The sequence below is a fragment of the Pseudomonas sp. GQ91 genome (genome assembly GCF_059758795.1).
On record NZ_JCAXED010000016.1, the window covers coordinates 81,724 to 107,740 of the forward strand.

Consider the following 26,017-nt stretch of genomic DNA (forward strand, 5'->3'; position numbering starts at 1 on the left):
CGTTGAAGGGTGGGCTGTATGTGGGTGTTGGAGAAAGCTAATGCAGTGGTTGTGCCAAGTCGCAGGGTGTCCGCTTTTATTGGGTGTGCAGCGGATCTGGAATGCGCTTTTGCCTCTTAGTGGTGCAATAGCCCGTACAGCAGCACCAGATTGATCAGTAACGACAGCATGGCCAGCGTCTGCCAGACCTTGAGCGGCTCACGCTCCAGCAGCGGCCTGGGGCGAATGCTCAGCTCACGGCGATCGGCCTGCTCCAGCACCAGTAGCCATTGCTCGGCAGTTTCATAACGTTGCGCCGGTTGTACTGCGACGGCGTGTTCCAGGCTTTGTTGCAGCCAGTCGGGCAGGTCGGGCCGGTAGCGACTGGCGCTGACCGGCGTGGTGAACTTGGGGCGTTGAAACGCTTCGACTTCTCCGTAGGGATAATGCCCGGTCAGCAGGTAATACAAGGTCACGCCTGCGCTGTATAAATCCTGCTGCGGGCTCGGACGTTCGCCATTAAAGGCTTCGGGGGCGATGAAACTCGGGGTGCCGGGCAACACGTGGGCACGGTCTTCGGACAGGCCCGGGCAGTAGGCCAGGCCGAAATCCAGTATCCGCAACTCCCCGTCGTCCCCCAGCAGCAGGTTTTCCGGTTTGATGTCGCGGTGCAGGATTTGCCGCCGATGCAACTGCCCGATTGCCCGCAACAGGCGTTCTGCGAGGGACTGCCATTGCGCCAGCGGCAAGGGGCCATGGCGCTTGAACAGTTCGGCGAGGGTCAGCCCTGAGTATTCGCGCATCACGTAGTACAAATGCTGACGCCCGTTGGCCGGGTGGACTTCAGGAAACGCGCGTCCGGCGACCCGGCGCAAAAACCACTCTTCTGAGAGCAAGGCTTGCGCCGCGAACAGATCATCATCCAGGCTGGTCGGCAGGGTTTTAAGCAGCCACGGCTGTTGCTGGGCATCACGCACCCGGTAGAGCAGGGATTGGCGGCTTTGCCCCAGCGTTGACTCCACCTGCCAGCCCTCGAACTGTTGGCCGGCTTTCAACGTCGGTGGCAATGGCCACTGCTGCAGTTGCACCAGCGCATCGCCGAGGGTGGCGGCGCCGAGTTGGTCAATGCGCACCAGCAACGCGCTGGCATTGTCCTGGCTGCCTGCCAGATGTGCGGCGCTGATCAGGGTATTCACCGCCAGCTCCAGGTCTGTCTGTTCCCGCAGGATCGCGCTGATACTGTGATCGCCCAAGGTGGACCACACACCGTCGCTGAGCAGCAGGAAACACTCGCCCTTGCGCAGCTCGCCGTCGAGAAAGTCCACCACCAGATGCTGGTCCAGGCCCAGGGCGCGCTTGAGCACATGCTGCATGCCCGGTTGCTCCCACACATGTTCTTCGCTGATACGCAGCAACTCGCCGTCGAACCAGCGATAGACCCGGCAGTCGCCGACATGCGCAAGGGTAAAGCGCTGCCCGCGAAACACCAGGGCGCTGAGGGTGGTCAACAGCGGCTGGCCACCACCGTTGGCCTGCAGCCAGCGATTTTGTGCCAGCAATAGGCGATCCAGGGACTGGGCCACGCCCCAGGTTTGCGGCGTGGCGTAATAGTCGAGGGCCAGCGCCTGCAAGGTCGAGCGAGCTGCGAGGCCACCGTCCGCGCACTGGCTGACCCCATCCGCGATGGCACATAGATAGCCTTTACTGGCAGCCAGTTCCGGGGCCGGGGTCACCAGGCGCAAGGCATCCTGGTTTTCCTGCCGGGGCCCGATGGCGCTGGCTTGGGCAAAGCTCAGTTGCAGGCTCATCAGACCCGCGCTGCGGTGACTGCCGCCGAACCCCAGGTGGTTCTCCAGCGACGCTTGACGCCATACAAGCCGAACCAGGCCAGCACGCCCAGGCTGGCAAACAGCCAGAGTGCCAGTTGATAGCTGCCGGTGCTTTGCTTGATAGCACCCATGCCCGCCGCGAGGGCGAAACCACCGATGCCGCCGGCCATGCCGATCAGGCCGGTCATCACGCCAATTTCGCGTCGAAAGCGCTGGGGCACCAACTGGAATACCGCGCCGTTACCTGCACCCAAACCGAGCATGGTGCAGACGAAAAGGGCCAGGGCTGCGTAAGAACTTGGCAAGTTGAACCCCACCGCGGCGATGCAGACCGCTGCCACGGCGTACATGCCCAGCAGGGTGCGAATCCCGCCGAAGCGGTCAGCCAGGGCGCCGCCCAACGGACGCATCAGACTGCCGCCAAATACGCAGGCCGCGGTGTAGTAGCCGGCGGTGATCGGGCTCAAGCCGTACTGGTCGTTGAAGTAGCCGGGCAGGGCGCTGGCCAGGCCGATAAAACCGCCGAAGGTCACGCTGTAGAAGAACATGAACCACCAGCTGTCGCGGTCACCCAAGGCCTTGAAGTAGTCGGCCATGGATTTGGCTTTTGGTCGCTCGGGGGCGTTGCGTGCCAGCCAGGCGAACACGATCAGCGTCAGGATCAGCGGGATCAGGGCAAAGCCGAATACGTTGCTCCAGCCAAAGGCGGCCGCCAGCACCGGTGCGAGCATGGCGGCGAACACCGTGCCGGAGTTGCCGGCGCCGGCGATACCCATGGCCTTGCCTTGGTGTTCGGCCGGGTACCATTGCGACGCCAGAGGCAAGGCGACAGCGAAGGACGCGCCGGCCATGCCGAGGAACAGCCCCAGCAACAGGGCTTGTTCATAGGTGTGGATCCCCATTTTCCAGGCTACGAACAGTGCCCCGATGACGATCACCTGACCGATCAGGCCGGCGGTCTTGGGCGACAACCGGTCTGCCAGCATGCCCATCAGAAACCGCAGGATGGCACCGGCGAGGATTGGCGTTGCCACCATCAGCCCGCGTTGCTGGGTGGTCAGTTGCAAGTCGGTGGCGATCAGCACCGCCATGGGGCCCAGCAGGTACCAGACCATGAAGCTCAGGTCGAAATACAGGAACGCGGCAAACAAGGTCGGGGTGTGGCCGGATTTCCAGAAGCTTGATTTCATCACGCACCTCAGCGGTAAGGGGTCTTGTAGGAAGGCCTTGTGATGGAGCGGCTGCTAAAGGCCACCCCACCGGCCCCTGGCTATGGGGCCAAAACGAAAAAACGCCGCCACCGGGTTCGCGCTGGCAAACCGGGTGTGCGACGTCTTTGTCGGGGTGGGGCAACCGCCGTTGGCTACCTGTGATGTTTGGTTAGCAAGTCCTGCGCCAACAATGCCGACGCGGTCGGGGCAAGGTGTTTATTGTCTTCGAGAGGGCATATCCAACCCGACCCTTCTTTGGATCACCCCAGCAACTCACTCATCGCAATAATCTGCTCCGCCACCTGAACCAGTTTCTGCTGGCGGCTCATGGCTTGGCGGCGCATCAGGGTGTAAGCCTGTTCCTCATTACAGTCCTTCATTTTCATCAGCAGACCCTTGGCCAGCTCGATGCGCTTGCGCTCCGCCAGTTGCTGATCACGGGCCAGCAGTTGCGCGCGCAGGGCCTGATCGCTTTCAAAGCGGGCCATTGCCACGTCGAGGATCGGTTGCAGGCGCTGGGCCTGGATACCCTCGACGATATAAGCGCTGACCCCGGACTTGATCGCCTGACGCATGACCCCCGGGTCATGCTCGTCGGTAAACATCACAATGGGCCGGGGCTGGTCGCGACTGACCAGCACCACTTGCTCCATCACATCCCGGCCCGGTGACTCGGTATCGATCAGAATCACATCCGGGCGCACCGTTTCGACTCGCGCGGGCAGGTCGATGGTCAGGCCGGATTCATCGATGACCTCAAAACCGGCTTCGATCAGCGCCGTCTTGAGGCGTCCGACCTTGCGTGGGGTGTCGTTGATCAACAGGATTCGCAACATAGGTCCTCCTCCGGTCAGCGCAAGGCATGTCGGACGACATCGTCGGCCATGGCGTGCAGACGGAAGCTGCGGGCATAGCCGGCGGGGTCCGAGCCATCCCAGACCTTGCCGTCGATCAACTGATTGCTGCGCATTTCCTGATCATGGGCGGCTATTCCCACTGCGCCAGCCGCTTGGCGATAAATGTCCAGCCGTTGTACCTGGCGCGCGACGGCGAAGTAATCCGGGTCCTCACGCAGCAGGCCCCAGCGTCGGAACTGGGTCATGAACCACATGCCGTCGGACAGGTAGGGCACGTTGACCTGGCCATTCCCATGGAAGCGCAACGCATGGGCATCTTGCCAGTGGTTACCCAGGCCATCGTGATAATCCCCCAGCAAGCGCGGCGCTATGCACTCCAGCGGTGCATCCAGGTATTCCCGGGCACTCAGCAGTTGCGCGGTGGAGCGGCGGTTCTCAGTGCTGTCCTCGATAAATCGACTGGCTTGCAGAATGGCCATTACCAATACGCGCGCGGTGTTGGGGTACTGCTCGACAAATGCCTGGGTACAGCCCAGGACCTTTTCCGGGTGATCCGGCCAGATGGTTTGTGTGGTGGCCAGTGTAAACCCCAGGTTTTGCTGAACCGCGCTGGCTGACCAGGGTTCGCCGACGCAAAAACCGTCGATCCGCCCGGCTTGCAGATGCGCGACCATCTGCGATGGAGGTACGACCACGCTGTCGACATCCTGCAACGGATGGATGCCCTGGCTGGCGAGCCAGTAGTACAACCACATGGCGTGGGTACCCGTGGGAAAAGTCTGAGCGAAGGTCAGTTTTGTTCGGCTTTGGTGCACCAGATGTTCCAGTGCTTCAGGACTGGTCACCCCTTGCATTTGCAGGTCGCGAGACAGGTTGATGCTTTGGCCGTTCTGGTTCAGGCCCATCAGGACCGCCATCGCCGTGGGCGGGACACCGCCGATACCCAGGTGTACCGCGTAGATCAGGCCGTACAGGCTTTGGGCGGCGTCTAGTTCGCCGCTGACCAGTTTGTCCCGCAGGCCGGCCCAGGATGACTGGCGTTTGAGGTTCAGCGTGAGCCCGTAAGGTTGGGCAAACCCCTGTGTGGCGGCGACCACCAGCGAAGCACAGTCGCTCAGGGCCATGAAGCCCAGGTCGAGACTGCTCTTTTCCGGCGCATCGCTGCCGTTGACCCAGGCCAAGGCGTTGTGGGCCTGGCTGCTGCCGACCTGATCATTCATCAACACCTACCTTCGTTCTGAAAAAAAACGCCGTGGCGCCACGCGGCTTGCAAGCACGCACAGTTAACGACGCCTTGGTCTTTGAGCCCGCTCAGGCGTTGACACGGGTTGCGATAGGCAAGGCAAAGCAAGGCACATGCCACGGTGTGCGGGCAGCGCTACTTCGTCAGCTTTTCATCAAGATTGCACGGCGGCGGCCTTTCACTATGGGCGCATTCTCAACGCCGTGCCGCTCAGGAAAAACAGAGTGCCCCTTGATCAATCTGCCGCGAAACCCTGCGCTACAGACGTGCCGCGGCTGCCTCGACGTCTGGATCCTCGACATTGGCTGCTCTGCTGCCTGCTGATGCTGGGGAGCTCGGCTTGCCTGGCCGAGGCTTACCAGGCGCAGGATGAAAACCTGCGGGCATTCTTTACGGCGCTGTCGGCTCCCCTGGGGCAGCCCATCGTGGTCAGCCAGAAAGCCGCTCGCAAGCGTATTACCGGACAGTTCGACTTCCTGGTGCCTCAGGCTGTGCTTGACGCGGTCGCCCTGGCGCAACGGTTGATCTGGTACAGCGACGGCCAAGCGCTTTATCTCTACGACGCCAGTGAGGCGAAAAGCTCGGTGGTCTCACTGCGGCACATTTCGGTCGACAGGTTGCGTGATGCCATGAGGCGTTCCGGGCTCAGCGAGACGCGCCACCCGCTGCGCGAAGGCACGGGGCGAATATTTTATGTTTCCGGGCCGCCCAATTACGTCGACCACGTGCTGCGCCTGGCCCAGCTCGTGGACCGCAAGCGTCCCGAGCTGCGCATGGGATCGCAGAAAATCGGTGTCGTCCAGGTGCTTAACACCCATGTCGCGGATCGTCAGTACGCCATGGCGGGCGAAAAAATCATCGTGCCAGGCATGGCCACAATGCTTGAAAAGTTTATCGCCTCCGAACGCAAGAGCGCCACGCCGGCCAGTCAGCGCCAGTCGGGGTTGCTCGCAGGCGGGCGTATTTCGGTGATGGCGTACCCGGATACCAACAGTTTGTTGATTAAGGGTAATCCCGCACAAGTGCGCTTTATTGAGCATCTTGTGGCGGAATTGGATGTACCCAAGCGGTCGGTCGAGATTTCGCTCTGGCGAGTAGACGTGGACCGGCACGCGTTCGAGAAAATGGGCGTGGTCCCTGTCGGCAGGCACAAAAAAGGCGCGCCGCAACGGGTGAGTCGTGTGCTGACACCGCTTGAAGACCGCGCCCTGATGGCTCGACTCAGGACGTTGGAGCGTCGTCGACAAGCTGCTGTGGTGACATTGCCGGTGATCCTGACCCAGGAAAATGTCCCGGCGCTGTTTCATGACGAGCAGTCCCTTTACCTGGCCTCACACAATGAGGGCCGCCAGGCATGGCTGCCGGTTGGCTATGGAACGCAAGTCAGTGTTCTGCCGCGTTTTGCCGAGGCGAACGAGATCGAGATGCAGCTCACCATTGAGGACGGTCGCCAAATAAGCCCGGCGGGCAATGCTGAACGACCCTCGGCGGCGGTAGGGCGTGTGAGCATCAATGCGGTGGTCCGGGTCGCTCAAGGCAAGCGTTTATTGCTGGGCAGTTTTCGGCGTGATGCCGAAGGGGCCAAACCCAGACCTGTGCGGGAACGCCACGACGCGCCAAGGAGCCACGACGTGCGCCTTTTCATTGTTCAGGCCAGGGCTGTGAACGATGACCTGAAACAGCGGCACGTCCCTGGCCCGCGTTCGACCATGACGCCTGCTCAACACGCACAAGCCCGACAGGCGTTCATGAACTCCTCGGCGCAATGAACTCAACGGTTTTCCTGCCCAAGGCCCAAGGAGGCTCCACATGCACGCCCGCACTCTTGATGAACTGGTAAAGGCCGCGTTGTTGCATAGCGGCTGTAACGCACAACAGATCGGCAGCTTTGATAGCCACAGCACCATTGAGATGCAGATGCGTAACTCGCCGAACATCAATATCGGCAAGATTGACGACGATGTGTGGGTGTGGAGTTCCGTGGCGGAGACCGGGCCGTCCTTGTATCGGCATTCGTCCTATGTGCTGCTGCAGTTCATCTTCAAGACGTGTGCGTTTGCCCGTAGCGGCCAAATACAGTTGGCGGATATCGACGGGCGCCTTGAGCTTCGTTTGATGGCAGGACCACAGGCGTTGTCCAGTGCCGAGAACTTTTCCGCTGCCCTGAATGATTTTGTGGGGCGTATCGAGGCGTTACGCAACCTCATTCAGCCATGAACTGACGATTTTGAAACGTCCTACGTGGTATGTCCGAGAAACCAACAATTTTTGGGTTTTTGCCTAACGAGAGATCGACCTCTGGTTTCTATAGTCGCGTCATCTCGGATAGGACGTTTTGGCAATGAGGAACCGTGGATGTCTTTAGGTGAGTGGGTCAGCGGAGGAGAAGACTTGAGGTCGGTCTCTTTCATGTTCGATCGCTGGACGTTGCAAGGGGATGGCAGGCTGACCACCGATGGCGTGGATATCCAGCTGCCTCCCAAGGAATGGCATGTGCTGCGTTTGCTGCTTGCCTGCCCAGATGTACTGGTCACCAAGGACCGTTTGTTGGCGTTGGCCTGGCCCAACGGCGAGGTGGCCGATGAATCCCTGACCCGCTGTATTTGCTCACTGCGCAAATACCTGAAGGGCGCCAGTGGCATGATTACCACGGTGTATGGCCAAGGTTATCGGTTCAACGGTCCGGTGAGGGTGCTCGACAGGAATGGGGCGCTTGAGGGCGCCGCCAATTGCCCGGGCTGCGGCCTGATTATCCGAGGGGGTGGCCAGCAGTGAAGAGGGTTTGTGCGCCGGCACTGTTATTGATTGCGCTGGTTGGATCGAACGAGGCCCGGGGCTTTTGCTGGGTCGAGGCCGCCAGCCGGCATGATATTGAACCCGAGCTACTGCAGGCCATCGCTGCGGTAGAGTCTGGTTATCGACCCCAAGCCATGAATTACAGTAACCACAATGGCTCCCGTGACATCGGCCTGATGCAAATCAACAGCATTCATTTGCCGCGCCTGCTCAAACAGGGGATTACCGAGCAACGGTTGCTGGCCGAACCCTGTTTGTCGGTGGACGTGGGAGCTTCCATCCTTGCCGGGTTCATCAAGCAGTTCGGCTACAACTGGACCGCGGTGGGGGCTTACAACGCGGGGCCCGGGGCGGGGGCCCGACGCGAGGCGTTGCGGCTGCGGTATGCGCAGAGGATCTGGGAGCGTTACGAGGCGCTGATCGCCCAGCGCAAAGGATGATTGCCGGCGGTTGCGCCATGCCTCGCACACACCCTTCACCCCGGCTATAATCGGCGCCACCTTTCGCCGCCATCCGAGTCAAGCCCACCCATGTATACCCTGGCCCGCCAGCTGTTATTCAAACTTTCCCCGGAAACCTCCCACGACCTGTCTCTGGACTTGATCGGCGCGGGTGGCCGCCTGGGGCTCAATGGGCTGGTGTGCAAGGCGCCGGCGCAGTTGCCGGTTTCGGTCATGGGGCTGGACTTCCCCAATCCGGTCGGCCTGGCGGCTGGCCTGGACAAGAACGGTGCGGCCATCGACGGCTTTGCGCAGTTGGGGTTCGGTTTTGTCGAGATCGGCACCGTGACGCCTCGTCCGCAGCCGGGCAATCCCAAGCCACGTATCTTCCGTCTGCCGGAGGCCGAGGCGATCATCAATCGCATGGGCTTCAACAATCTGGGGGTTGATCACTTGCTGTCGCGGGTCCAGGCGGCGAAGTACACAGGCATCCTGGGGATCAATATCGGCAAAAACTTCGATACCCCGGTGGAACGAGCGGTGGACGACTACCTGATCTGCCTGGACAAGGTCTACGCTCACGCCAGTTATGTGACGGTCAACGTCAGTTCGCCGAATACACCTGGCCTGCGCAGCCTGCAGTTCGGTGATTCGCTCAAGCAGTTGCTCGAAGCCTTGCGCCAACGCCAGGAAGACCTGGCCGTACGGCATGGCAAGCGGGTGCCGCTGGCGATCAAGATTGCACCGGACATGAGCGACGAAGAAACCGTACTGGTGGCCCAGGCGCTGGTGGATTCGGGGATGGACGCGGTGATTGCGACCAACACCACCTTGAGCCGGGTCGGCGTTGAAGGTCTGGCCTACGGCGATGAAGCCGGTGGACTCTCCGGCGCGCCGGTTCGCGATAAAAGCACTCACATCGTCCAGGTGCTGGCGGCGGAGTTGGCTGGGCGCCTGCCGATTATTGCCGTGGGCGGAATTACGGAAGGCAGGCACGCGGCAGAGAAGATCGCCGCCGGGGCCAGCCTGGTGCAGTTGTATTCCGGGTTTATCTACAAGGGGCCGGCGCTGATTCGCCAGTCAGTGGATGCAATCGCGGCGTTGCCGAAAAACTGAAGGCATTAAAAAGGGCTCCTTGAAGGAGCCCCTGGGCCGAAGCCCGCCGCCCGGATGGGGCGTGCGTGGTTAAGTCGTTACATGTTCAAGTTGGTTGTCGGAATTAAGTGCCCTGATTAGCCGACGGCGTGAAGTTCGTTGAGTCTGTGGATCCCCGCAGTGCCGGTCATACCGTCCCAGTTGTCGCCGCGTCCTTCGCGCCAGCCGTTAATCCAGGCTTGGCGCACCGACGGTAGAGTAAATGGGCAAAGCTCACGGGATTTGCCATGAACGCCATACTGATATCCGCGTAAAAATGCTCTTTCCAACGGATCACGCTTAAGTCTTCTCATAGGGTGTTTCCCTCACTTGTTGACTGTCTTGATATCCTTCGACCTCATCCGAGGTCAGGCAGAGTTTTTCTGCCGTTGGTGCGGCCCGCTGCCGGCGTGGCGGGCCAATGTGTCAGCGTCGTTGCGGCGCTGACCTGTGTTGAGTTCTAACCAATAGGTCACATGGATTCAATGATCGTTTTGTCATAAGCACGTAACGATAACGATGCTATAGCCATAAGCTGGGATGGCTTTTCGCCCCATTTTTCCGGCAAAGCCAGCTATGATGTGCCCTGTAAAGAAGATGGGCTTAATTCTTTAGTGAGAATGCCCGCTCGTTGCAGTCGGTTATTATTCGACGAAGGGTCAGAATATTACCTGTTGTTGCATCCAATCTTTTATCTGCCCCGGAAATCAAGGCTCAAACGCCCGGCAGCCGGGGTGGAACGGCACACATTCGTGCCACGCGAGTGCTCTTCAAGAAAAGCGCTTGATTGAAAACCGAACGGGCGATGCGTCGCCCGTTCACTTATTGCTGAAAAGCCTGGAATTCCCATGTCGGACCGTTACGAACTCTTCCTCACTTGCCCCAAAGGCCTCGAAGGCCTGCTGATCGAGGAAGCCGTCGGGCTTGGCCTTGAAGACGCGCGCGAGCACACTTCGGCCGTGCGCGGCATGGCCGACATGGAAACCGCCTACCGGTTGTGTCTCTGGTCGCGCCTGGCCAACCGCGTGCTGCTGGTGCTCAAGCGCTTCCCGATGAAGGACGCCGAAGACCTGTACCACGGCGTACTCGACGTCGAGTGGCCAGACCACATGCTGCCGGACGGAACCCTGGCGGTGGAATTCAGCGGCCACGGTTCGGGTATCGATAACACCCACTTCGGCGCGCTGAAGGTCAAGGATGCAATTGTCGACAAGCTGCGCACGCCGAACGGCGAACGCCCCTCCATTGACAAGATCAACCCCGACCTGCGCATTCACCTGCGCCTGGACCGTGGCGAAGCCATCCTTTCTCTCGATTTGTCCGGACACAGCCTGCACCAGCGCGGTTATCGCCTGCAGCAAGGCGCGGCACCCTTGAAGGAAAACCTGGCGGCAGCCATTCTGATTCGTGCCGGCTGGCCGCGTATCGCCGCTGAAGGCGGCGCGCTGACCGACCCGATGTGTGGCGTCGGCACCTTCCTGGTAGAAGGTGCAATGATCGCCGCCGACATGGCGCCCAACCTGAACCGTGAGCAGTGGGGTTTTACCGCCTGGCTTGGCCACGTTCCGGCACTCTGGAAAAAACTCCACGCCGAAGCCAGCGAACGCGCGGCCATCGGCATGAACAAGGCACCGTTGTGGATTCGCGGCTACGAAGCCGATCCGCGCCTGATCCAGCCGGGCCGCAACAACATCGAACGCGCCGGCTTGAGTCACTGGATCAAGGTCTATCAGGGTGAAGTCGGTACGTTTGAGCCGCGCCCGGACCAGCACCAGAAAGGCCTGGTGATCTGCAACCCACCTTACGGCGAGCGTCTGGGTGATGAAGCCAGTTTGTTGTACCTCTACCAGAATCTCGGCGAGCGCCTGCGCCAGGCCTGTCTGGGCTGGGAAGCCGCGGTGTTCACCGGTGCGCCGGATCTGGGCAAGCGCATGGGCATCCGCAGTCACAAGCAGTATTCGTTCTGGAACGGTGCGCTGCCGTGCAAGTTGTTGCTGATCAAGGTCAACCCGGATCAGTTCGTCACCGGCGAACGCCGCACCCCCGAGCAACGCCAGGCCGAGCGCGAACAGGCGGCCTACGATCAGGCGCCGAGCGAGCCGCAAGAGCGTCAGTACAACAAGAACGGCAATCCGATCAAGCCGGCACCGGCGCCTGTGGTCGAGCAGGCGCGTTTGAGCGAAGGTGGGCAGATGTTTGCCAACCGTTTGCAGAAGAACCTCAAGCTGCTGGGCAAGTGGGCCAAGCGTGAAGGCGTCGATTGCTACCGTGTGTACGATGCCGATATGCCGGAATACTCCATGGCGATCGACCTGTACCACGACTGGGTTCACGTTCAGGAATACGCCGCCCCTAAGTCCATCGACCCGGAAAAAGCCTCGGCGCGCATGTTTGATGCCTTGGCGGCGATTCCCCTGGCGCTGAATGTCGACAAGAGCCGCGTGGTGGTCAAGCGTCGCGAGCGTCAGAGCGGCACCAAACAGTACGAGCGCCAGAGCGCCCAGGGCAAGTTCACGGAGGTCAGCGAAGGCGGTGTCAAACTGCTGGTCAACCTGACCGACTACCTGGACACCGGCCTGTTCCTTGACCATCGGCCCATTCGCCTGCGTATCCAGAAAGAGGCGGCGGGCAAGCGCTTCCTCAACCTGTTTTGCTACACCGCCACCGCCAGCGTACACGCCGCCAAGGGCGGAGCCCGCAGCACCACCAGTGTCGACCTGTCGAAAACCTACCTGGATTGGGCGCGCCGCAACCTGTCCCTCAATGGTTTCTCCGACAAGAACCGTCTGGAGCAAGGGGATGTCATGGCGTGGCTGGAGGCCTGTCGCGATGAGTTCGACCTGATCTTCATCGACCCTCCGACATTCTCCAATTCCAAGCGCATGGAAGGCGTCTTTGACGTACAGCGGGACCACGTGCAATTGCTCGACCTGGCCATGGCGCGCCTGGCCCCTGGCGGCGTGCTGTATTTCTCCAACAACTTCCGCAAATTCCAGTTGGAGGACAACCTGGGCGAGCGTTATGTCGTTGAAGATATCAGTGACAAAACCATCGATCCGGACTTTGCGCGTAACGCGAAAATCCACCGCGCCTGGAAAGTCACCGCACGTTGATCGGCCTGGGTCGCGCGCCTGGATTAATCCGGGCGCGTGGCTTTATTTACGCTGGTCAAAACTGGGCCCTGTGGCTATAACTTAATACCTAGCCAAAGTGGCGCCCTGGCACGCTGGCGTTTTGAGTCTTGCCTATGCCGTTGCATGCAGTCCGCCCGAAAATCCTCGGTTTCATCAGCGAGCAAGCGTCGGCCTGGCTGGTTGCGTTAGTGGTTGTCCTGGTCGGCGGGGCGCTGACCCTGGTGGTGGCGTGGGCGACGGCGGATCTCAATCGGCAGCAAGTGCGCCAGCGCTTTCAGTTGCTGGTCAATGAACGCTACAGCCGTCTTGAAGAGCGCTTTGAAGATCAGGAGCAACGCCTGGGTAGCCTGCGGCGCTTCTTTGTCAATTCCGAGAATGTCTCGCACGCAGATTTCAACGGTTTTGCCCAGCCGTTGCTATTGCGTACGCGCGCCTATTCCTGGGCCCCGCGCGTGCTCCGTGATCAACGCCAGGGGTTCGAACAACAGGTGTCACGGGAACTTGGCGAAGCGTTTTCCATTCGTGAATTGAGCGATGACGGCAGCCTGGTTTCAGCGGCCTTGCGCGATGAATATCTACCGGTGTTATACAGCCAGACCCAAAGTGCCCTGGGGGCACCGTTGGGTTTTGATCTGCTGGCTCAGCCTTTACGCCGCTCTACGGTCGAGCGGGCGCGTCGCTCGGGCAACATCGCGGTATCCCTGCCCATGCAATTGGTTGGCTTGGAGCCAGCTTATACCCCCGGTGTGCTGCTGGTGGCGGCGGTCAGTCGACCAGCGACCACCCACATGCCCGTCAACGAACCCTACGGTTATGTGATGGCCGTGATCAGTATGCGTCAACTGGTAGCGGACGGCCTGCCCAACGCTGCCAGGGATAACCTGGTCATGCAGATCGTCGACACGTCCGACACGCAGCAGCGTGTGCTGTACGAATCGAACAACACCGTGGCAGACAGTGATGGCCAGGAGGTGACCCGTCGGTTGACCCTGGGGGATCACGTCTACGCTTTGCGCTTGCGCCCCAGCCAAGTGTTCGAGCAGAGCAATCACTCCTCGGTGACCAGCATCCTGATCATGGGCGGTCTGCTCAGTCTGTTGCTCAGTGCCTTGCTCTACGTACTGGTCAGCCAGCGTCAGCGGGCGATCAAGCTGGTGCAGCAACGCACCGGCGAATTGCGCGTGCGCGAACACCAGTTACGCAGCGCCCATAGCCAGTTGCGCAGTGTGCTCAACGCTGCGACCCAGGTGGCGATCATTGCGACGGACCTGCGCGGCGTGATCAACACGTTCAATGCCGGGGCCGAGCAGATGCTGGGATATGAAGCCGATCAGGTCCTGGGAATAATGACCCTCGAAAATCTGCACCAACCCTCTGAGCTGGCAGTGCGTGCGGCGCAGTTGAGTCAGATGCTGGGCAAGCGCATCACACCCGCTCAGGCGATGCTGGTGGAGGGCACGGACAGCTTGCACGAGGCTCGGGAATGGACGCTGGTACGCAAGGATGGCAGCCAATTGATGGTGAACATGCTGGTGACGGCGCTGCTGGATGACCATGGATTGTGGATCGGGCACCTGGCGATTTGCCTGGATGTCACTGAGCAGAAGCGGGTGCATGAAGCCTTGGCGGCACGCGACCGCTTGCTGAGAAAACTCAGCGCCCATGTGCCGGGTGGAATCTTCCAATTTACGCTGGAACCCAATGACAACTGGCGGTTCATCTACGCCAGTGATGGCATTCGCGATATTTACGAAATAGAACCGGGGCTTTTACAGCAGAATGCCAAGCTGGTCTTTGAGCGTATACATCCCCAGGACGCCGAACGTATTCGCAGCTCCATTCGCTTGTCTGCACTGCAATTGAGTCATTGGCGAGAGGAGTATCGTGTCCAGCTGCCGCGCCGGGGCCTGCGCTGGATCCGTGGCGAGGCCACGCCGGAGGAACTGCCCGGTGGCGGTACGTTGTGGCATGGCTATGTGTCTGATATTTCCGACCTCAAGCGGGTGGAAGAAGAGCTGCGGGCGCTGTCCATCACTGACTCGTTGACAGGGATCCATAATCGACGATATTTCCAGGATCGCCTGAAGGCTGAAATGAGCCGGGTCAGGCGCACCTCGGGGTCACTGGCGGTCATCATGCTGGATATTGACCACTTCAAGCGCATCAATGACCAGCACGGGCATGCCGTGGGAGACGGGGTGTTGCAGGAGTTATGCCGACGTATCGGCTCGCGCGTGCGCCGCAGTGACGTTTTCTGTCGCCTGGGAGGCGAGGAATTCATGGTGCTGTGTCCCAACACCGACGTTGACCAGGCTTATGGCTTGGCCAGGGAGTTGTGGCAGTCGCTGCGCGGCTCGCCCATGGCCGGAATCGGTATTGTCACGGCCAGCTTCGGCGTGGCCGGTTGGCGGGGCGATGAAGGGGTGGACAGCTTGTTGTTGCGCGCGGACTCGGCCGTATATGCCGCCAAACAGGCGGGCCGAGACCGGGTGGAAGCAGAGCGTTTGCAGGTGTGAGACCCTGATGGGCTGGCCCCTGGCATCCGGCCAGGAACCAGCCTTGGCTTGGCGAAGTTCAAGGCCGGTTCGTGCACGACTTACAGCACAGACGCGGTTGTCACCTTCGGCTGGCGATACAGGTCCAACAGCACTTGGTCCAGCACCGACGAGGCCCCCCAAGGCTTCGGATCATTGAGGATTGCCACCACCGCCCAGGTATTGCCGTTATTGTCGCGGCTGTAGCCGGCAATCGCCCGCACGGTGTTCAAGGTGCCGGTCTTGATGTGCGCTTCACCGCGCAAAGCCGTGGTTTTAAGGCGTCTGCGCATGGTGCCGTCGCTGCCCGCAATCGGCATCGAGCTGACAAACTCTGCCGCATACGGGCTTTTCCACGCAGCTTGCAGCATTCTCGCCATCTCGCGTGCGCTGACACGCTCGGCACGGGACAGGCCGGAACCATTCTCCATCACGAGGTGCGGTGCGGTGATGCCTTTTTTGGCCAGCCATTGGCGGATTACCCGCTGGGCCGCCTTGCCATCGTCGCCGTCGGCATCCGTGCGGTATTGCGCGCCAAGGCTCAGGAACAACTGCTGGGCCATGGTGTTGTTACTGTATTTGTTGATGTCGCGAATGATCTCTGCCAGGTCCGGGGAGAAGGCTCTGGCCAGGACCTTGGCATTTTTTGGCACGGGCGCCAGCACGTCACGCCCCTGGATGCTGCCGCCCAGTTCTTTCCAGATCGCCCGGACAGCGCCGGCGGCATAGGTGGCGTGATCGAGCAGCGACAGATAGGTCTGCGAGCTGCAGCCGTCACCCAATTGACCGCTGACGGTTACGGTCACACTGCCATCGGCGGCGGTGACCGGGTTGTAGCGTACGTCGCCAGTGCATTGTTTGGTGTTGGTCGGCTTGACCTGATTGTCGATACGGATACTGGCAATGGGCGGTTCCACCGAGACCAGTACGCGGCCAGAATCATTGCGGGTCACGAAACGCAAGGCCTTGAGGTTGACCAGCAAGGCATCCGGCTTGACCAGGAACGGCTTGTTGGCGTCATTGCCGTCGTCATTGAATGCCGGCAATTGCGGCTGGATGAAGAAACCGCGATCCAGCACCAGGTCGCCGGTGACTTGTTGCACGCCATTGGCCCGCAGGTCACGCATCAACAACCAGAGTTTTTCCATGTTCAGCTTGGGATCGCCGCCGCCCTTCAGGTACAGGTTGCCGCGCAAAACTCCGCCACTGAGGGTTCCGTCAGTGTAGAACTCGGTTTTCCACTGGTGGTTGGGGCCGAGCATTTCCAGGGCCGCGTAGGTGGTGACCAGTTTCATGGTGGAGGCCGGGTTCACCGAGACGTCGGCATTGAACACGGTCGGCGTGCCGGGCCCGGTGAGCGGGATCATGACCAGGGACAAGGCGTCGTTTTGCAGCTTGGCCTTTTTCAGGGACTCCTGCACCTTGGGTGGCAGGCTGGTATTGATGGGGGCGGCGGTGACGGAAAAAGCCAGGGGGAGAAGAAAACTGGCGAGTAACAATGGGCGCAAGGATTTGATCATAAAGAATAAGACCCTACTGCTGAGAAGGGTGAAAAAGGCGAGGGCTACGCAAGAAAATCCCTCATTGGTCATGAAAGTGTCGGCATTATGCCCCAAGGTGCAACCCTTTGTGGTTGAACGATAGCCGCTAATCGCGGTTTTTTTTTACTGGCGCTGCGCCGCCCGTCCCACGGAGTCGGGCAATCGCCACCTAAAACTGGTAGAGTGCCGGCCGTTATTACTTAAGAGGATTGTTCCATGGCGACTAACCGTTCCCAGCGTCTGCGCAAAAAACTGTGCGTTGATGAATTTCAAGAGCTGGGTTTCGAACTGAACCTGGACTTCGTAGAAGGTTTGGACGACAAGGCTATCGACGCTTTCCTCGACGCATTCCTCAAAGAAGCGATGGAGGCCAATGGCCTTGGCTATGTTGGCGGCGACGACTACGGTCTGGTTTGCCTGCAGAAGCGCGGTTCGGTCAGCGAAGAACAGCGTGTGGCTGTTGAAAGCTGGCTCAAGGGCCGTAGCGAGCTGAAAAGCGTTGAAGCCAGCCCGTTGCTGGACGTCTGGTACCCGGATAAGCCGATCAATCCGGTCGCCTGATGCGCTGAAACAGCGACCCGCCCGGGTCGCTGTTTCGTTTCAGGGTAGACACAATCAAGCCTTGCGCACGTTCAGAATCACCAGCGTCACCACCCCCGCGACAATTCCCCAGAACGCCGAGCCGATCGAAAACAGTGTCAGCCCCGACGCCGTGACCATAAAGGTGATCAGCGCCGCTTCCCGCTCCTTGGGCTCATTCATGGCAATGCTCAGGCCATTGATGATCGAGCCAAACAACGCCAACGCCGCAATCGACAGCACCAGTTCCTTGGGCAGTGCTGCAAACAGCGCCGCCAATGTCGCACCGAATACGCCGGCAATCCCGTAGAAAACCCCGCACCAGACCGCGGCGGTATAGCGCTTGTTGCGGTCTTCATGGGCGTGGGGCCCGGTGCAGATGGCTGCGCTGATGGCTGCCAGGTTGATACCGTGGGAGCCGAAAGGGGCCAATACCAGTGAGGCCAGGCCGGTGGCGGTGATCAGGGGCGAGGCCGGGACGTTGTAACCGTCGGCCCGCAGTACGGCGACGCCCGGCATGTTCTGCGAAGTCATTGCCACCACGAACAGCGGAATACCGATGCTGATGGTCGCGGCCAGGGAGAAGTGCGGCGTGGTCCAGACGGGTGCCGCGACTTCCAGGTGGAAGCCGCTGAAGTCCAGCAGCCCCATCAGGCCGGACAACGCCGTGCCGACCAGCAGCGCAGCCAATACGGCATAGCGCGGCGACACGCGCTTGACGATCAGGTAGGTGAAGAACATCCCCAGCACCAACGCCGTGCGATGTTGCGCCGCGACGAAGATTTCGCTGCCGATCTTGAAGAGGATTCCCGCCAGCAAGGCCGCCGCCAGGGACGCCGGGATGCGCCTGACCAGTTTTTCAAAGCTGCCGGTCAGCCCACAGATCGTCACCAGCACGGCGCAGGTAATGTAGGCACCGATGGCTTCGCCGTAACTGACGCCGCCCAGGCTGGTGATCAGTAGCGCGGCGCCGGGAGTCGACCAGGCAATCGTGATCGGCGTGCGATAGCGCAACGACAAGCCGATGCTGCAGACCGCCATGCCGATGGAAAGCGCCCAGATCCACGAGGAAATTTGCCCGCTGGACAGGCCGGCAGCCTGGCCGGCCTGGAACATAAGCACCAGGGAGCTGGTGTAGCCAGTCATCATGGCAATAAAACCGGCGACGATGGCCGCGGGCGAAGTGTCGGCCAATGGGCGCAGCGGCGCTTGGGTCGCGTCGGACATGCGATGGGGTTCCTTTTTTTACCTGGGAAATTACAGATTCAAGCCTAAACTCAAACGTAACTGTTCATTGCAATACAGCCGACCGCGTAAACAGCCGTACAGTGTGTTGGCGCAGCGGGTTGTGTACAATATGCGCTGTTTTTACGCGATACTTGTCAGCGACCTACCTGTACCGTATTACAGTCCACGTCAATTCGCCGCCGTTCTCCCGACCCGAGTGCCCATGAACGAACAGTTGCAGCCCCTCAAGAAACAGCCGCGAGCCGGTAAGGCCGGCCGCAGTGGAACCCAGGACGATATCGTCTATGCGCATATTTTCGAGGCGATCCTTGAACAACGCCTGGCGCCCGGTACCAAATTGAGTGAAGAAGCACTGGGCGAGATCTTTGGCGTCAGCCGCACCATCATTCGCCGTGCGTTGTCGCGGTTGGCCCATGAAGGCGTGGTATTGCTGCGGCCTAACCGCGGCGCCGTGGTCGCCAGTCCGAGTGTCGAAGAGGCGCGCCAGGTATTCATGGCACGGCGTCTGGTGGAGCGGGCGATTACCGAGTTGGCCGTGCAGCATGCGACGGCGGATGAACTGCTCGAGTTGCGGCAGATGGTCAACGACGAGCGCGACAGCTTCTCGCGCGGTGATCGTGGGGCAGGTATCCGGCTTTCCGGCGAGTTCCACCTGAAGCTGGCCGAGGCGGCGAAGAACGCGCCGCTGATCAGCTTCCAGCGCAGCCTTGTGTCCCAGACCTCGTTGATCATCGCCCAATATGAAAGTGGCAACCGCTCGCATTGCTCCTATGACGAGCACACCCAGTTGATCGATGCCATCGAAGCCCGGGACGCGACCCTCGCGGTGAATCTGATGATGCACCACATGGACCACATCGACAGCAAACTCAACCTCGACGAAGAAAGCGCCTCGGACGACCTGCACGCGGTGTTCTCGCATTTGCTGCAGACCAAAAAGCCAGGGCGCTCCTCGATCAAGTTGTAACCCGAGCAAAAAATGTGGGAGCGGGCTTGCTCGCGATTGCGCTGGGTCAGTCACCTTATGCGTGTCTGATACACCGCAATCGCGAGCAAGCCCGCTCCCACATTTGTTTGTGTCGTGTTTGAAATCAGCGTTGGTGCACCAACTGTCCCGCCGCATACGTCTGCAGCACCGCCCGATCATCCCCCAGGGTCATCAACACAAACAACGTCTCGGCGATGTTATTCGCCTGTTTCAGGCGATAGCTGAGCAGCGGTGTCGCGTTGTAGTCCAGTACCAGGAAGTCCGCATCGGTGCCCGGTTGCAGGGTGCCGACCCGGTCTTCCAGGCGCAGTGCCCGCGCACCGCCGAGGGTGGCCAGGTACAGCGACTTGAACGGGCTCAACCGCGCGCCCTGCAGTTGCATCACTTTGTACGCTTCGTTCAGCGTCTGTAGCAGCGAGAAGCTGGTCCCGCCCCCGACGTCAGTGCCGAGGCCGACGTTAAGCTTGTGCTTTTCCGCCATCGGCAAGTTGAACAAGCCGCTGCCGAGGAAGAAGTTCGAGGTCGGGCAGAACGCAACCGCCGAGCCGGCTTGCGCCAAGCGCGCGCATTCGTCGTCACACAGGTGGACGCCGTGGGCGAATACCGAGCGTTCGCCCAGCAGCTTGTAATGGTCGTACACGTCCAGATAACCGCTGCGTTCCGGGAACAGCTCCTTGACCCAAGCCACTTCCTGCAGGTTCTCACTGATGTGAGTCTGCATGTACAGGTCCGGGTATTCGCCCAGCAGTTGCCCGGCGAGGGTCAATTGTTCAGGGGTGCTGGTAGGCGCGAAACGCGGCGTCACCGCATAGTGCAAACGGCCCTTGCCGTGCCAGCGCTCGATCAGCATCTTGCTTTCCTGATAGCCGGATTCGGCGGTATCGGTCAGATAGTCCGGCGCGTTGCGGTCCATCATGACCTTGCCGGCGATCATTCGCAGGTCGAGTTTTTCCGCCGCTTCGAAGAATGCATTCACCGATTGCGGATGCACGCTGCCGAACACCAGCGCGGTGGTGGTGCCATTGCGCAGCAATTCCTTGATGAAGATATCCGCGACTTCTTCGGCGTGAGCCTTGTCAGCGAACTGGCTTTCGCAAGGAAAGGTGTAGGTGTTGAGCCAATCCAGCAACTGTTCACCGTACGCGCCGACCATGCCGGTCTGCGGCAGGTGAATATGGGTGTCGATCAGGCCGGGGGTAATCAGCGCATCCTGGTAATGGGTGATCTCGATGTCGGCGGCCAGCGTCGGCAGTAATTCGCTGGCGTGGCCCAGGGCGCTGATCTGGCCGTTATCGATCACCAGCAGGCCGTCTTCGAAATACTCATAGGAGGCTTCGATGCCCACTTCGGCGGGGTCGGCGATGCTGTGCAAAATGGCGGCACGGTAGGCTTTGCGAGTCAAAGGCATGGTCGTCTCGATTCCTGGCGTCTTAGTTGGCGGCATGGCTGCGGCGCGAGGCCGGCAGCAACTTGGCAATAGGTTCGGCGCTTGCAGTCTGCTGACCGAAATTGGCGTTATAGAGGGCGATGATTTCGCCGGCGATGGAGATGGCAATTTCCACGGGTAATTTGCCTTTGACCTCAGTCAACCCCATCGGGCAACGCATGCGTTGTAACTGCGCGGCATCGAAGCCACGCTCACGCAGGCGGTGTTCAAACTTGACCCGCTTGGTCTTCGAGCCGATCAGGCCGAAATAGGCAAAGTCGTTGCGCTTGAGCAGGGCGGCGGTCAACTCCAGGTCGAGCTGGTGATTATGGGTCATGACGATGCAGTAGCTGCCCGCAGGCAGAGCATCGATTTCATCCACCGGCTCGTCGCTGACAATTTTACGCACGCCTTGGGGGACATGCGCCGGGAATTCCTGCTCCCGCGAATCGATCCAGCGCACCCGGCAGGGCAGGCTGGCCAACAGCGGCACCAGCGCGCGGCCCACATGCCCGGCGCCAAATACCGCGATTTGCGCCTGCACCTGACCCATGGGCTCGAACAGCAGCACGGTCACTCCACCGCAGCACTGGCCGAGGCTGGCGCCCAGGCTGAAGCGCTCCAGATGAGTGTTTTGCTGGCCGCGGGCGAGCATGTCGCGGGCGATCTGCATCGCCTTGTATTCCAGATGTCCGCCGCCGATGGTATCGAAGGTGTGTTGCGCGCTGATCACCATTTTCGAGCCGGCATTGCGCGGCGTGGAGCCGAGTTCTTCGATGATGGTCACCAGTACACAGGGTTCACCCTGGTGCTGCAGGTCGGCGAGGGCGCTGATCCAGTTGTTCATGTTCACCTCAACATTTCTGTTGTCTGTCGGCCGTCATCGCGGGCAAGCCCATTTCCACATTTTGATTTGTGAACACCGTCAAATGTGGGAGCTGGCTTGCCGCGATGGCAGCACCCCGGTCCTAAAGCGAAGCCATGTCGGTTTCAGCCTCAACGGCCTTCGCCGCCTGCAACTGGCGCATCTGCTCACAGCCCCACAACACTCGCTCGGGCGTCGCCGGTGCATCGATCTTCGGCTGGTGGCGATAGTCACCCAGGCTCGCCACGGCATCCTTGATCGCGCACCACGAAGCAATTCCGAGCATGAACGGCGGCTCACCCACGGCCTTGGAGTGAAACACCGTGTCTTCCGGGTTCTTGCGGTTCTCTACCAGCTTCACCCGCAGGTCCAGCGGCATATCGGCCACCGCCGGGATCTTGTAGCTGGCCGGACCGTTGGTCATCAGTTTGCCCTTGTTGTTCCACACCAACTCTTCCATGGTCAGCCAACCCATGCCCTGGATAAAGCCGCCCTCGACCTGGCCGATGTCGATGGCCGGGTTCAGCGAAGCGCCCACATCGTGGAGGATATCGGTGCGCAGCATCTTGTATTCGCCGGTCAGCGTATCGACGATCACTTCGCAACAGGCTGCGCCGAAAGCGAAGTAATAGAACGGCCGGCCCCGCGCCTGGCTGCGGTCGTAGAAGATTTTCGGGGTCTTGTAGAAGCCGGTGCTGGACAGCGACACTTGGGCAAAATACGCCTGTTGGATCAGCGCTTCGAACGTCAGGATCTGCTCGCGTATGCGTACATGGCCGTTGTGGAAGTCCACGTCGGCCTCGCTGACCTCGAACTTGCGGGCCGCAAACTCTACCAGGCGTTGCTTGATGGTCTCGGCAGCGTTCTGTGCTGCCTTGCCGTTCAGGTCGGCGCCGCTGGAGGCTGCGGTCGGCGAGGTATTGGGCACCTTGTCGGTATTGGTGGCGGTGATCTGCACCCGGTCGATCTCCACCTGGAACACTTCGGCCACCACTTGCGCGACCTTGGTGTTCAAGCCCTGGCCCATCTCGGTGCCGCCGTGGTTCAAGTGGATGCTGCCGTCGGTGTAGATATGGATCAAGGCGCCGGCCTGATTGAGGAAGCTGGCGGTAAAGGAAATGCCGAACTTCACCGGTGTCAGCGCCAGGCCTTTTTTCAGGATCGGGCTGTTGGCGTTATAGCGCCGGATCGCCTCGCGGCGCTCGGCATACTGGCTGCTGGCCTCGAGTTCGGCAGTCATCTCCTCGAGCATGTTGTGCTCGACGGTCTGGTAGTAGTGAGTGACGTTGCGTTCGGTCTTGCCGTAGTAGTTAACCTTGCGCACTGCCAGCGGATCGAGGGCGAGGTGGCGGGCGATGGCGTCCATCACCTCTTCGATCGCGACCATGCCTTGCGGGCCACCGAAACCGCGATAGGCGGTGTTGGATGCGGTGTTGGTCTTGCAGCGATGGCCGTTCACCGTGGCGTCGCCCAGGTAATACGAGTTGTCGGAGTGGAACATCGCGCGGTCGACAATCGACGCCGAAAGATCCGGCGAGCAGCCGCAGTTGCCGGCCAGTTCCAGTTGAATGCCGTGCAGGCGGCCGCTGTCGTCGAAGCCGACGTCGTATTCGATATAGAAAGGGTGACGCTTGCCGGTCATCAGCATGTCTTCGACCCGCGGCAGGCGCATCTTGGTCGGCTGGCCGGTGAGGTGCGCGACTACCGCACACAGGCACGCCGGGCTCGCCGCCTGGGTTTCCTTGCCGCCAAAACCACCGCCCATGCGGCGCATGTCGACCACAATCTTGTTCATCGACACGTCGAGCACTTCGGCCACCAGTTTTTGCACTTCGGTGGGGTTCTGCGTCGAGCAATACACGATCATGCCGCCGTCTTCGGTGGGCATCACCGAAGAAATCTGGGTTTCCAGATAGAAGTGTTCCTGGCCACCAATGTGCAGCGAGCCCTGGATGCGGTGCTGGGCGGTGGCCAGGGCACCGGCCGAATCGCCGCGCTGATGGGTGTGGCTGTCGAGTACGAAATGGCGTTTGCGCAAGGCTTCAACCACGTCCAGCACCGGTTCCAGGTCTTCGTATTCGATCACTGCCGCCATCGCGGCCTTGCGTGCGGTTTCCAGGTCGCGAGCGGCGACGGCCAGCACCGGCTGCCCGACAAATTGCACGTCGTCGATGGCCAGCAGTGGATCGCCCGGCAACAGCGGGCCAATGTCTTTCAGGCCTGGCACATCGTGATGAGTGATGACGATGCGCACCCCTTCAAAGGCGTAGCAGGGCGCGGTGTCGATGCTGAGGATTTTCGCGTGGGCGCGGTCTGACAGGCGCGCATACAGGTGCAACTGGTTGGGAAACTCCAGGCGGTCGTCGATGTACTGCGCCTCGCCCGACACATGCTTGGCCGCACTGTCATGCTTGACGCTGCGACCGACCCCGGAGGCCAGGTCCTTGGCAAACAGCGCGGCAAGTTCGGCGGGGGATTTTTCCACGGCGTGATGGTTAGACATAAGCGGTCACCCGAGTCTCGATGTGCGGCGTTTGCAGTTCGATGAAGTATTTGCGCAGCAGGTTTTGCGCGCTGAGCAGGCGGTATTCCTTGCTGGCGCGGAAGTCCGACAGCGGGGTGAAATCCTCGGCCAGCGCGACGCAGGCTTTTTCCACGGTGGCGGCGTTCCATACGGCGCCGATCAACGCGCTTTCGCAGTGCCTGGCGCGCTTGGGAATGGCCGCCATGCCACCGAAGGCGACACGCGCGTCTGCGATCACACCGTTGTCGATCCGCAGATTGAAGGCCGCGCAGACCGCGGAAATATCATCGTCCAGGCGCTTGGAAACCTTGTACGCGCGAAACAGTGGCACGCCTTTGGGCACGATGATCTTCTCGATGAATTCGCTGTCCTGGCGGGCCGTGACGCGATAGTCGATAAAGTAATCTTCCAGCGCCAGGGTGCGACGGGTGTCGCCCTTGCACAAGACGATCCGCGCGCCCAGCGCGATCAACAGCGGCGGTGAGTCGCCAATGGGCGAGGCGTTACCGATGTTGCCGCCGAGCGTGCCCTGGTTACGGATCTGCAGGGAGGCAAAGCGCTGCAGCAGTTCGCCGAAGTCCGGGTATTCCTGGTTCAATGCGGCGTAGCAGTCGGAGAGCGCGGTGGCGGCACCGATCTCCAGGCGGTCGTCAAAGCGCTCGATGCGCTTCATCTCTTCGATATTGCCGACGTAGATCATCACCGGCAGTACGCGGTGAAATTGCGTGACCTCCAGCGCCAGGTCGGTGCCGCCGGCCAGCAGGCGGGCTTGCGGATAGGCGTCGTAGAGATCGGCCAGGTCGGCGACGGTCAAGGGCACCAGGCAGCGTTTGTCGCCACTGTTCAACTCGCCGGTCTGCGTTGGGGCGATGGCTTTGAGGCGGGCGATGGTTTCGGCTTGGCGGCTGTCGAACTGGTCCTGGGGCTTGTTGCAACAGGCCTGTTCGGCGGCGGCAAGGATCGGGCGATACCCGGTGCAACGACACAGATTGCCGGCCAGCGCTTCGTGGGCCCTGGCACTGTCAGGCGCGTCGCTGTTTTTCTGCAGGGCAAACAGCGACATCACAAAACCGGGGGTGCAGAAGCCGCATTGCGAGCCGTGGCATTCGACCATGGCCTGTTGCACGCTGTGCAGTTGGCCCTGGTGCTTGAGATCTTCCACGCTGATCAGTTGTTTGCCGTGCAGGGACGAAACAAAGGTCAGGCAGGCGTTGAGACTGCGATAGCGAATCTGCTCTACGCCTTGCTCATCGGTGTGCAATTCGCCGACCACCACGGTGCAGGCGCCACAGTCACCGCTGGCGCAGCCTTCCTTGGTACCGGATTTTCCCAGATGCTCACGCAGGTAGTTGAGCACCGTCAGGTTCGGGTCCAGGTCATGCTCGCTACGGAGCTCCTGGTTGAGTAAAAACTGGATCACGGAAGGCCTCGCAGACTCATTATTGTTGTTAACCGCTTTGCGCCGAATCTAGTCATGTCTGACTTTTCGGTCAATGGTTTTCTGACCAGAAGGTCAAGAAAATGCGATTTCAACACCTTTGATTATGGTTCAGATCCTTGAAGACGCCGTGTTCACGGGCTTTGGGCCTTTAATCTCTGCTTGTTTCATGCCACATTCGGCGACCTTGGCCGTGCGCCATCAGCAGGCAATTGCGCTACACTGCCGCCCTTGTATCGATCGAAGATTTT

20 protein-coding genes are annotated in these 26,017 nt (G+C 60.5%); 9 read left to right on the forward strand and 11 right to left on the reverse strand.

Translation table 11 applies throughout. From position 1 onward, the window contains the following. Nucleotides 1-116 precede the first annotated feature (116 nt). The 4 genes from AC6CIA_RS22210 to AC6CIA_RS22225 all read right to left on the reverse strand — a co-directional run bounded on the left by AC6CIA_RS22210 (nt 117) and on the right by AC6CIA_RS22225 (nt 5,096). Nucleotides 117-1,787, reverse strand: coding sequence for a bifunctional protein-serine/threonine kinase/phosphatase (locus tag AC6CIA_RS22210; protein ID WP_498315147.1), 1,671 nt, complete (start codon nt 1,785-1,787; stop codon nt 117-119). Next, complete coding sequence (locus AC6CIA_RS22215; protein WP_498315149.1) at nt 1,787-2,998, reverse strand: nitrate/nitrite transporter; 1,212 nt, start codon at nt 2,996-2,998, stop codon at nt 1,787-1,789. Before AC6CIA_RS22215 ends, AC6CIA_RS22210 begins: the two co-directional genes overlap by 1 nt. Before the next feature lie 281 nt (nt 2,999-3,279). After that, nucleotides 3,280-3,855 (reverse strand): ANTAR domain-containing response regulator, encoded by a 576-nt coding sequence (locus tag AC6CIA_RS22220; RefSeq protein WP_498315151.1) that lies wholly within the window; start codon nt 3,853-3,855, stop codon nt 3,280-3,282. Between the two features lie 14 nt (nt 3,856-3,869). Further along, nucleotides 3,870-5,096: a CmpA/NrtA family ABC transporter substrate-binding protein gene (locus AC6CIA_RS22225; protein WP_498315153.1), complete on the reverse strand. Its 1,227-nt coding sequence runs from the start codon at nt 5,094-5,096 to the stop codon at nt 3,870-3,872. Nucleotides 5,097-5,442: 346 nt separating this feature from the next. On the opposite strand from AC6CIA_RS22225, the gene sctC reads away from it, so the two are divergent. The 5 genes from sctC (at nt 5,443) to AC6CIA_RS22250 (ending at nt 9,471) form a co-directional block, all read left to right on the forward strand. Beyond that, nucleotides 5,443-6,888 carry a type III secretion system outer membrane ring subunit SctC gene (gene sctC, locus AC6CIA_RS22230; protein WP_498315216.1) on the forward strand — a complete coding sequence of 482 codons (1,446 nt, stop codon included), beginning with the start codon at nt 5,443-5,445 and terminating at the stop codon, nt 6,886-6,888. Between the two features lie 40 nt (nt 6,889-6,928). Then, nucleotides 6,929-7,336, forward strand: a complete 408-nt coding sequence (locus tag AC6CIA_RS22235) for an InvB/SpaK family type III secretion system chaperone (protein ID WP_498315155.1) — start codon at nt 6,929-6,931, stop codon at nt 7,334-7,336. A 192-nt stretch (nt 7,337-7,528) separates the two neighbouring features. After that, nucleotides 7,529-7,894, forward strand: a complete 366-nt coding sequence (locus AC6CIA_RS22240) for a winged helix-turn-helix domain-containing protein (RefSeq protein ID WP_498315157.1) — start codon at nt 7,529-7,531, stop codon at nt 7,892-7,894. Beyond that, complete coding sequence (locus tag AC6CIA_RS22245) at nt 7,891-8,355, forward strand: transglycosylase SLT domain-containing protein (protein ID WP_498315159.1); 465 nt, start codon at nt 7,891-7,893, stop codon at nt 8,353-8,355. Before AC6CIA_RS22240 ends, AC6CIA_RS22245 begins: the two co-directional genes overlap by 4 nt. A gap of 90 nt (nt 8,356-8,445) precedes the next feature. After that, entirely contained in the window at nt 8,446-9,471 is a 1,026-nt protein-coding gene (locus AC6CIA_RS22250; RefSeq protein WP_498315160.1) for a quinone-dependent dihydroorotate dehydrogenase, read from the forward strand. 116 nt (nt 9,472-9,587) lie between these two features. On the opposite strand, the gene rmf is transcribed toward AC6CIA_RS22250, so the two are convergent. Then, entirely contained in the window at nt 9,588-9,803 is a 216-nt protein-coding gene (rmf, locus tag AC6CIA_RS22255; protein ID WP_002553055.1) for a ribosome modulation factor, read from the reverse strand. 534 nt (nt 9,804-10,337) lie between these two features. Here rmf and rlmKL point away from each other — a divergent pair. Both rlmKL and AC6CIA_RS22265 read left to right on the forward strand, forming a co-directional pair. After that, entirely contained in the window at nt 10,338-12,602 is a 2,265-nt protein-coding gene (rlmKL, locus tag AC6CIA_RS22260) for a bifunctional 23S rRNA (guanine(2069)-N(7))-methyltransferase RlmK/23S rRNA (guanine(2445)-N(2))-methyltransferase RlmL (protein WP_498315162.1), read from the forward strand. Between the two features lie 134 nt (nt 12,603-12,736). Beyond that, a complete protein-coding gene (locus AC6CIA_RS22265; RefSeq protein WP_498315164.1) occupies nt 12,737-15,139 on the forward strand; it encodes a sensor domain-containing diguanylate cyclase in 2,403 nt (800 codons plus the stop codon). A gap of 80 nt (nt 15,140-15,219) precedes the next feature. Here the strand turns inward: AC6CIA_RS22265 and dacB are convergent, their stop codons facing one another. Continuing rightward, nucleotides 15,220-16,677 (reverse strand): D-alanyl-D-alanine carboxypeptidase/D-alanyl-D-alanine endopeptidase, encoded by a 1,458-nt coding sequence (gene dacB / locus AC6CIA_RS22270; protein ID WP_339531445.1) that lies wholly within the window; start codon nt 16,675-16,677, stop codon nt 15,220-15,222. Between the two features lie 237 nt (nt 16,678-16,914). Between dacB and AC6CIA_RS22275 the strand changes: the two genes are divergently transcribed. Further along, nucleotides 16,915-17,259 (forward strand): YggL family protein, encoded by a 345-nt coding sequence (locus AC6CIA_RS22275; protein ID WP_339531443.1) that lies wholly within the window; start codon nt 16,915-16,917, stop codon nt 17,257-17,259. A gap of 54 nt (nt 17,260-17,313) precedes the next feature. Here the strand turns inward: AC6CIA_RS22275 and AC6CIA_RS22280 are convergent, their stop codons facing one another. Beyond that, the gene (locus AC6CIA_RS22280; RefSeq protein ID WP_498315167.1) at nt 17,314-18,504 is read right to left on the reverse strand and encodes a benzoate/H(+) symporter BenE family transporter; all 1,191 of its coding nucleotides are present in this window, start codon (nt 18,502-18,504) and stop codon (nt 17,314-17,316) included. A 223-nt stretch (nt 18,505-18,727) separates the two neighbouring features. On the opposite strand from AC6CIA_RS22280, the gene AC6CIA_RS22285 reads away from it, so the two are divergent. Next, on the forward strand, nt 18,728-19,492 hold the full coding sequence (locus AC6CIA_RS22285) for a GntR family transcriptional regulator (protein WP_339531440.1): 765 nt from the start codon (nt 18,728-18,730) through the stop codon (nt 19,490-19,492). Between the two features lie 124 nt (nt 19,493-19,616). Here the strand turns inward: AC6CIA_RS22285 and guaD are convergent, their stop codons facing one another. The 4 genes from guaD to xdhA form a co-directional block, all read right to left on the reverse strand. Beyond that, complete coding sequence (gene guaD / locus AC6CIA_RS22290; protein WP_498315169.1) at nt 19,617-20,921, reverse strand: guanine deaminase; 1,305 nt, start codon at nt 20,919-20,921, stop codon at nt 19,617-19,619. 22 nt (nt 20,922-20,943) lie between these two features. Then, nucleotides 20,944-21,786, reverse strand: a complete 843-nt coding sequence (gene xdhC / locus AC6CIA_RS22295; protein WP_498315171.1) for a xanthine dehydrogenase accessory protein XdhC — start codon at nt 21,784-21,786, stop codon at nt 20,944-20,946. 121 nt (nt 21,787-21,907) lie between these two features. Further along, on the reverse strand, nt 21,908-24,307 hold the full coding sequence (gene xdhB, locus AC6CIA_RS22300; RefSeq protein ID WP_498315173.1) for a xanthine dehydrogenase molybdopterin binding subunit: 2,400 nt from the start codon (nt 24,305-24,307) through the stop codon (nt 21,908-21,910). Then, complete coding sequence (gene xdhA / locus AC6CIA_RS22305; protein ID WP_498315175.1) at nt 24,300-25,748, reverse strand: xanthine dehydrogenase small subunit; 1,449 nt, start codon at nt 25,746-25,748, stop codon at nt 24,300-24,302. The genes xdhB and xdhA overlap by 8 nt, the downstream gene beginning before the upstream one ends. Between the last annotated feature and the right edge of the window lie 269 nt (nt 25,749-26,017).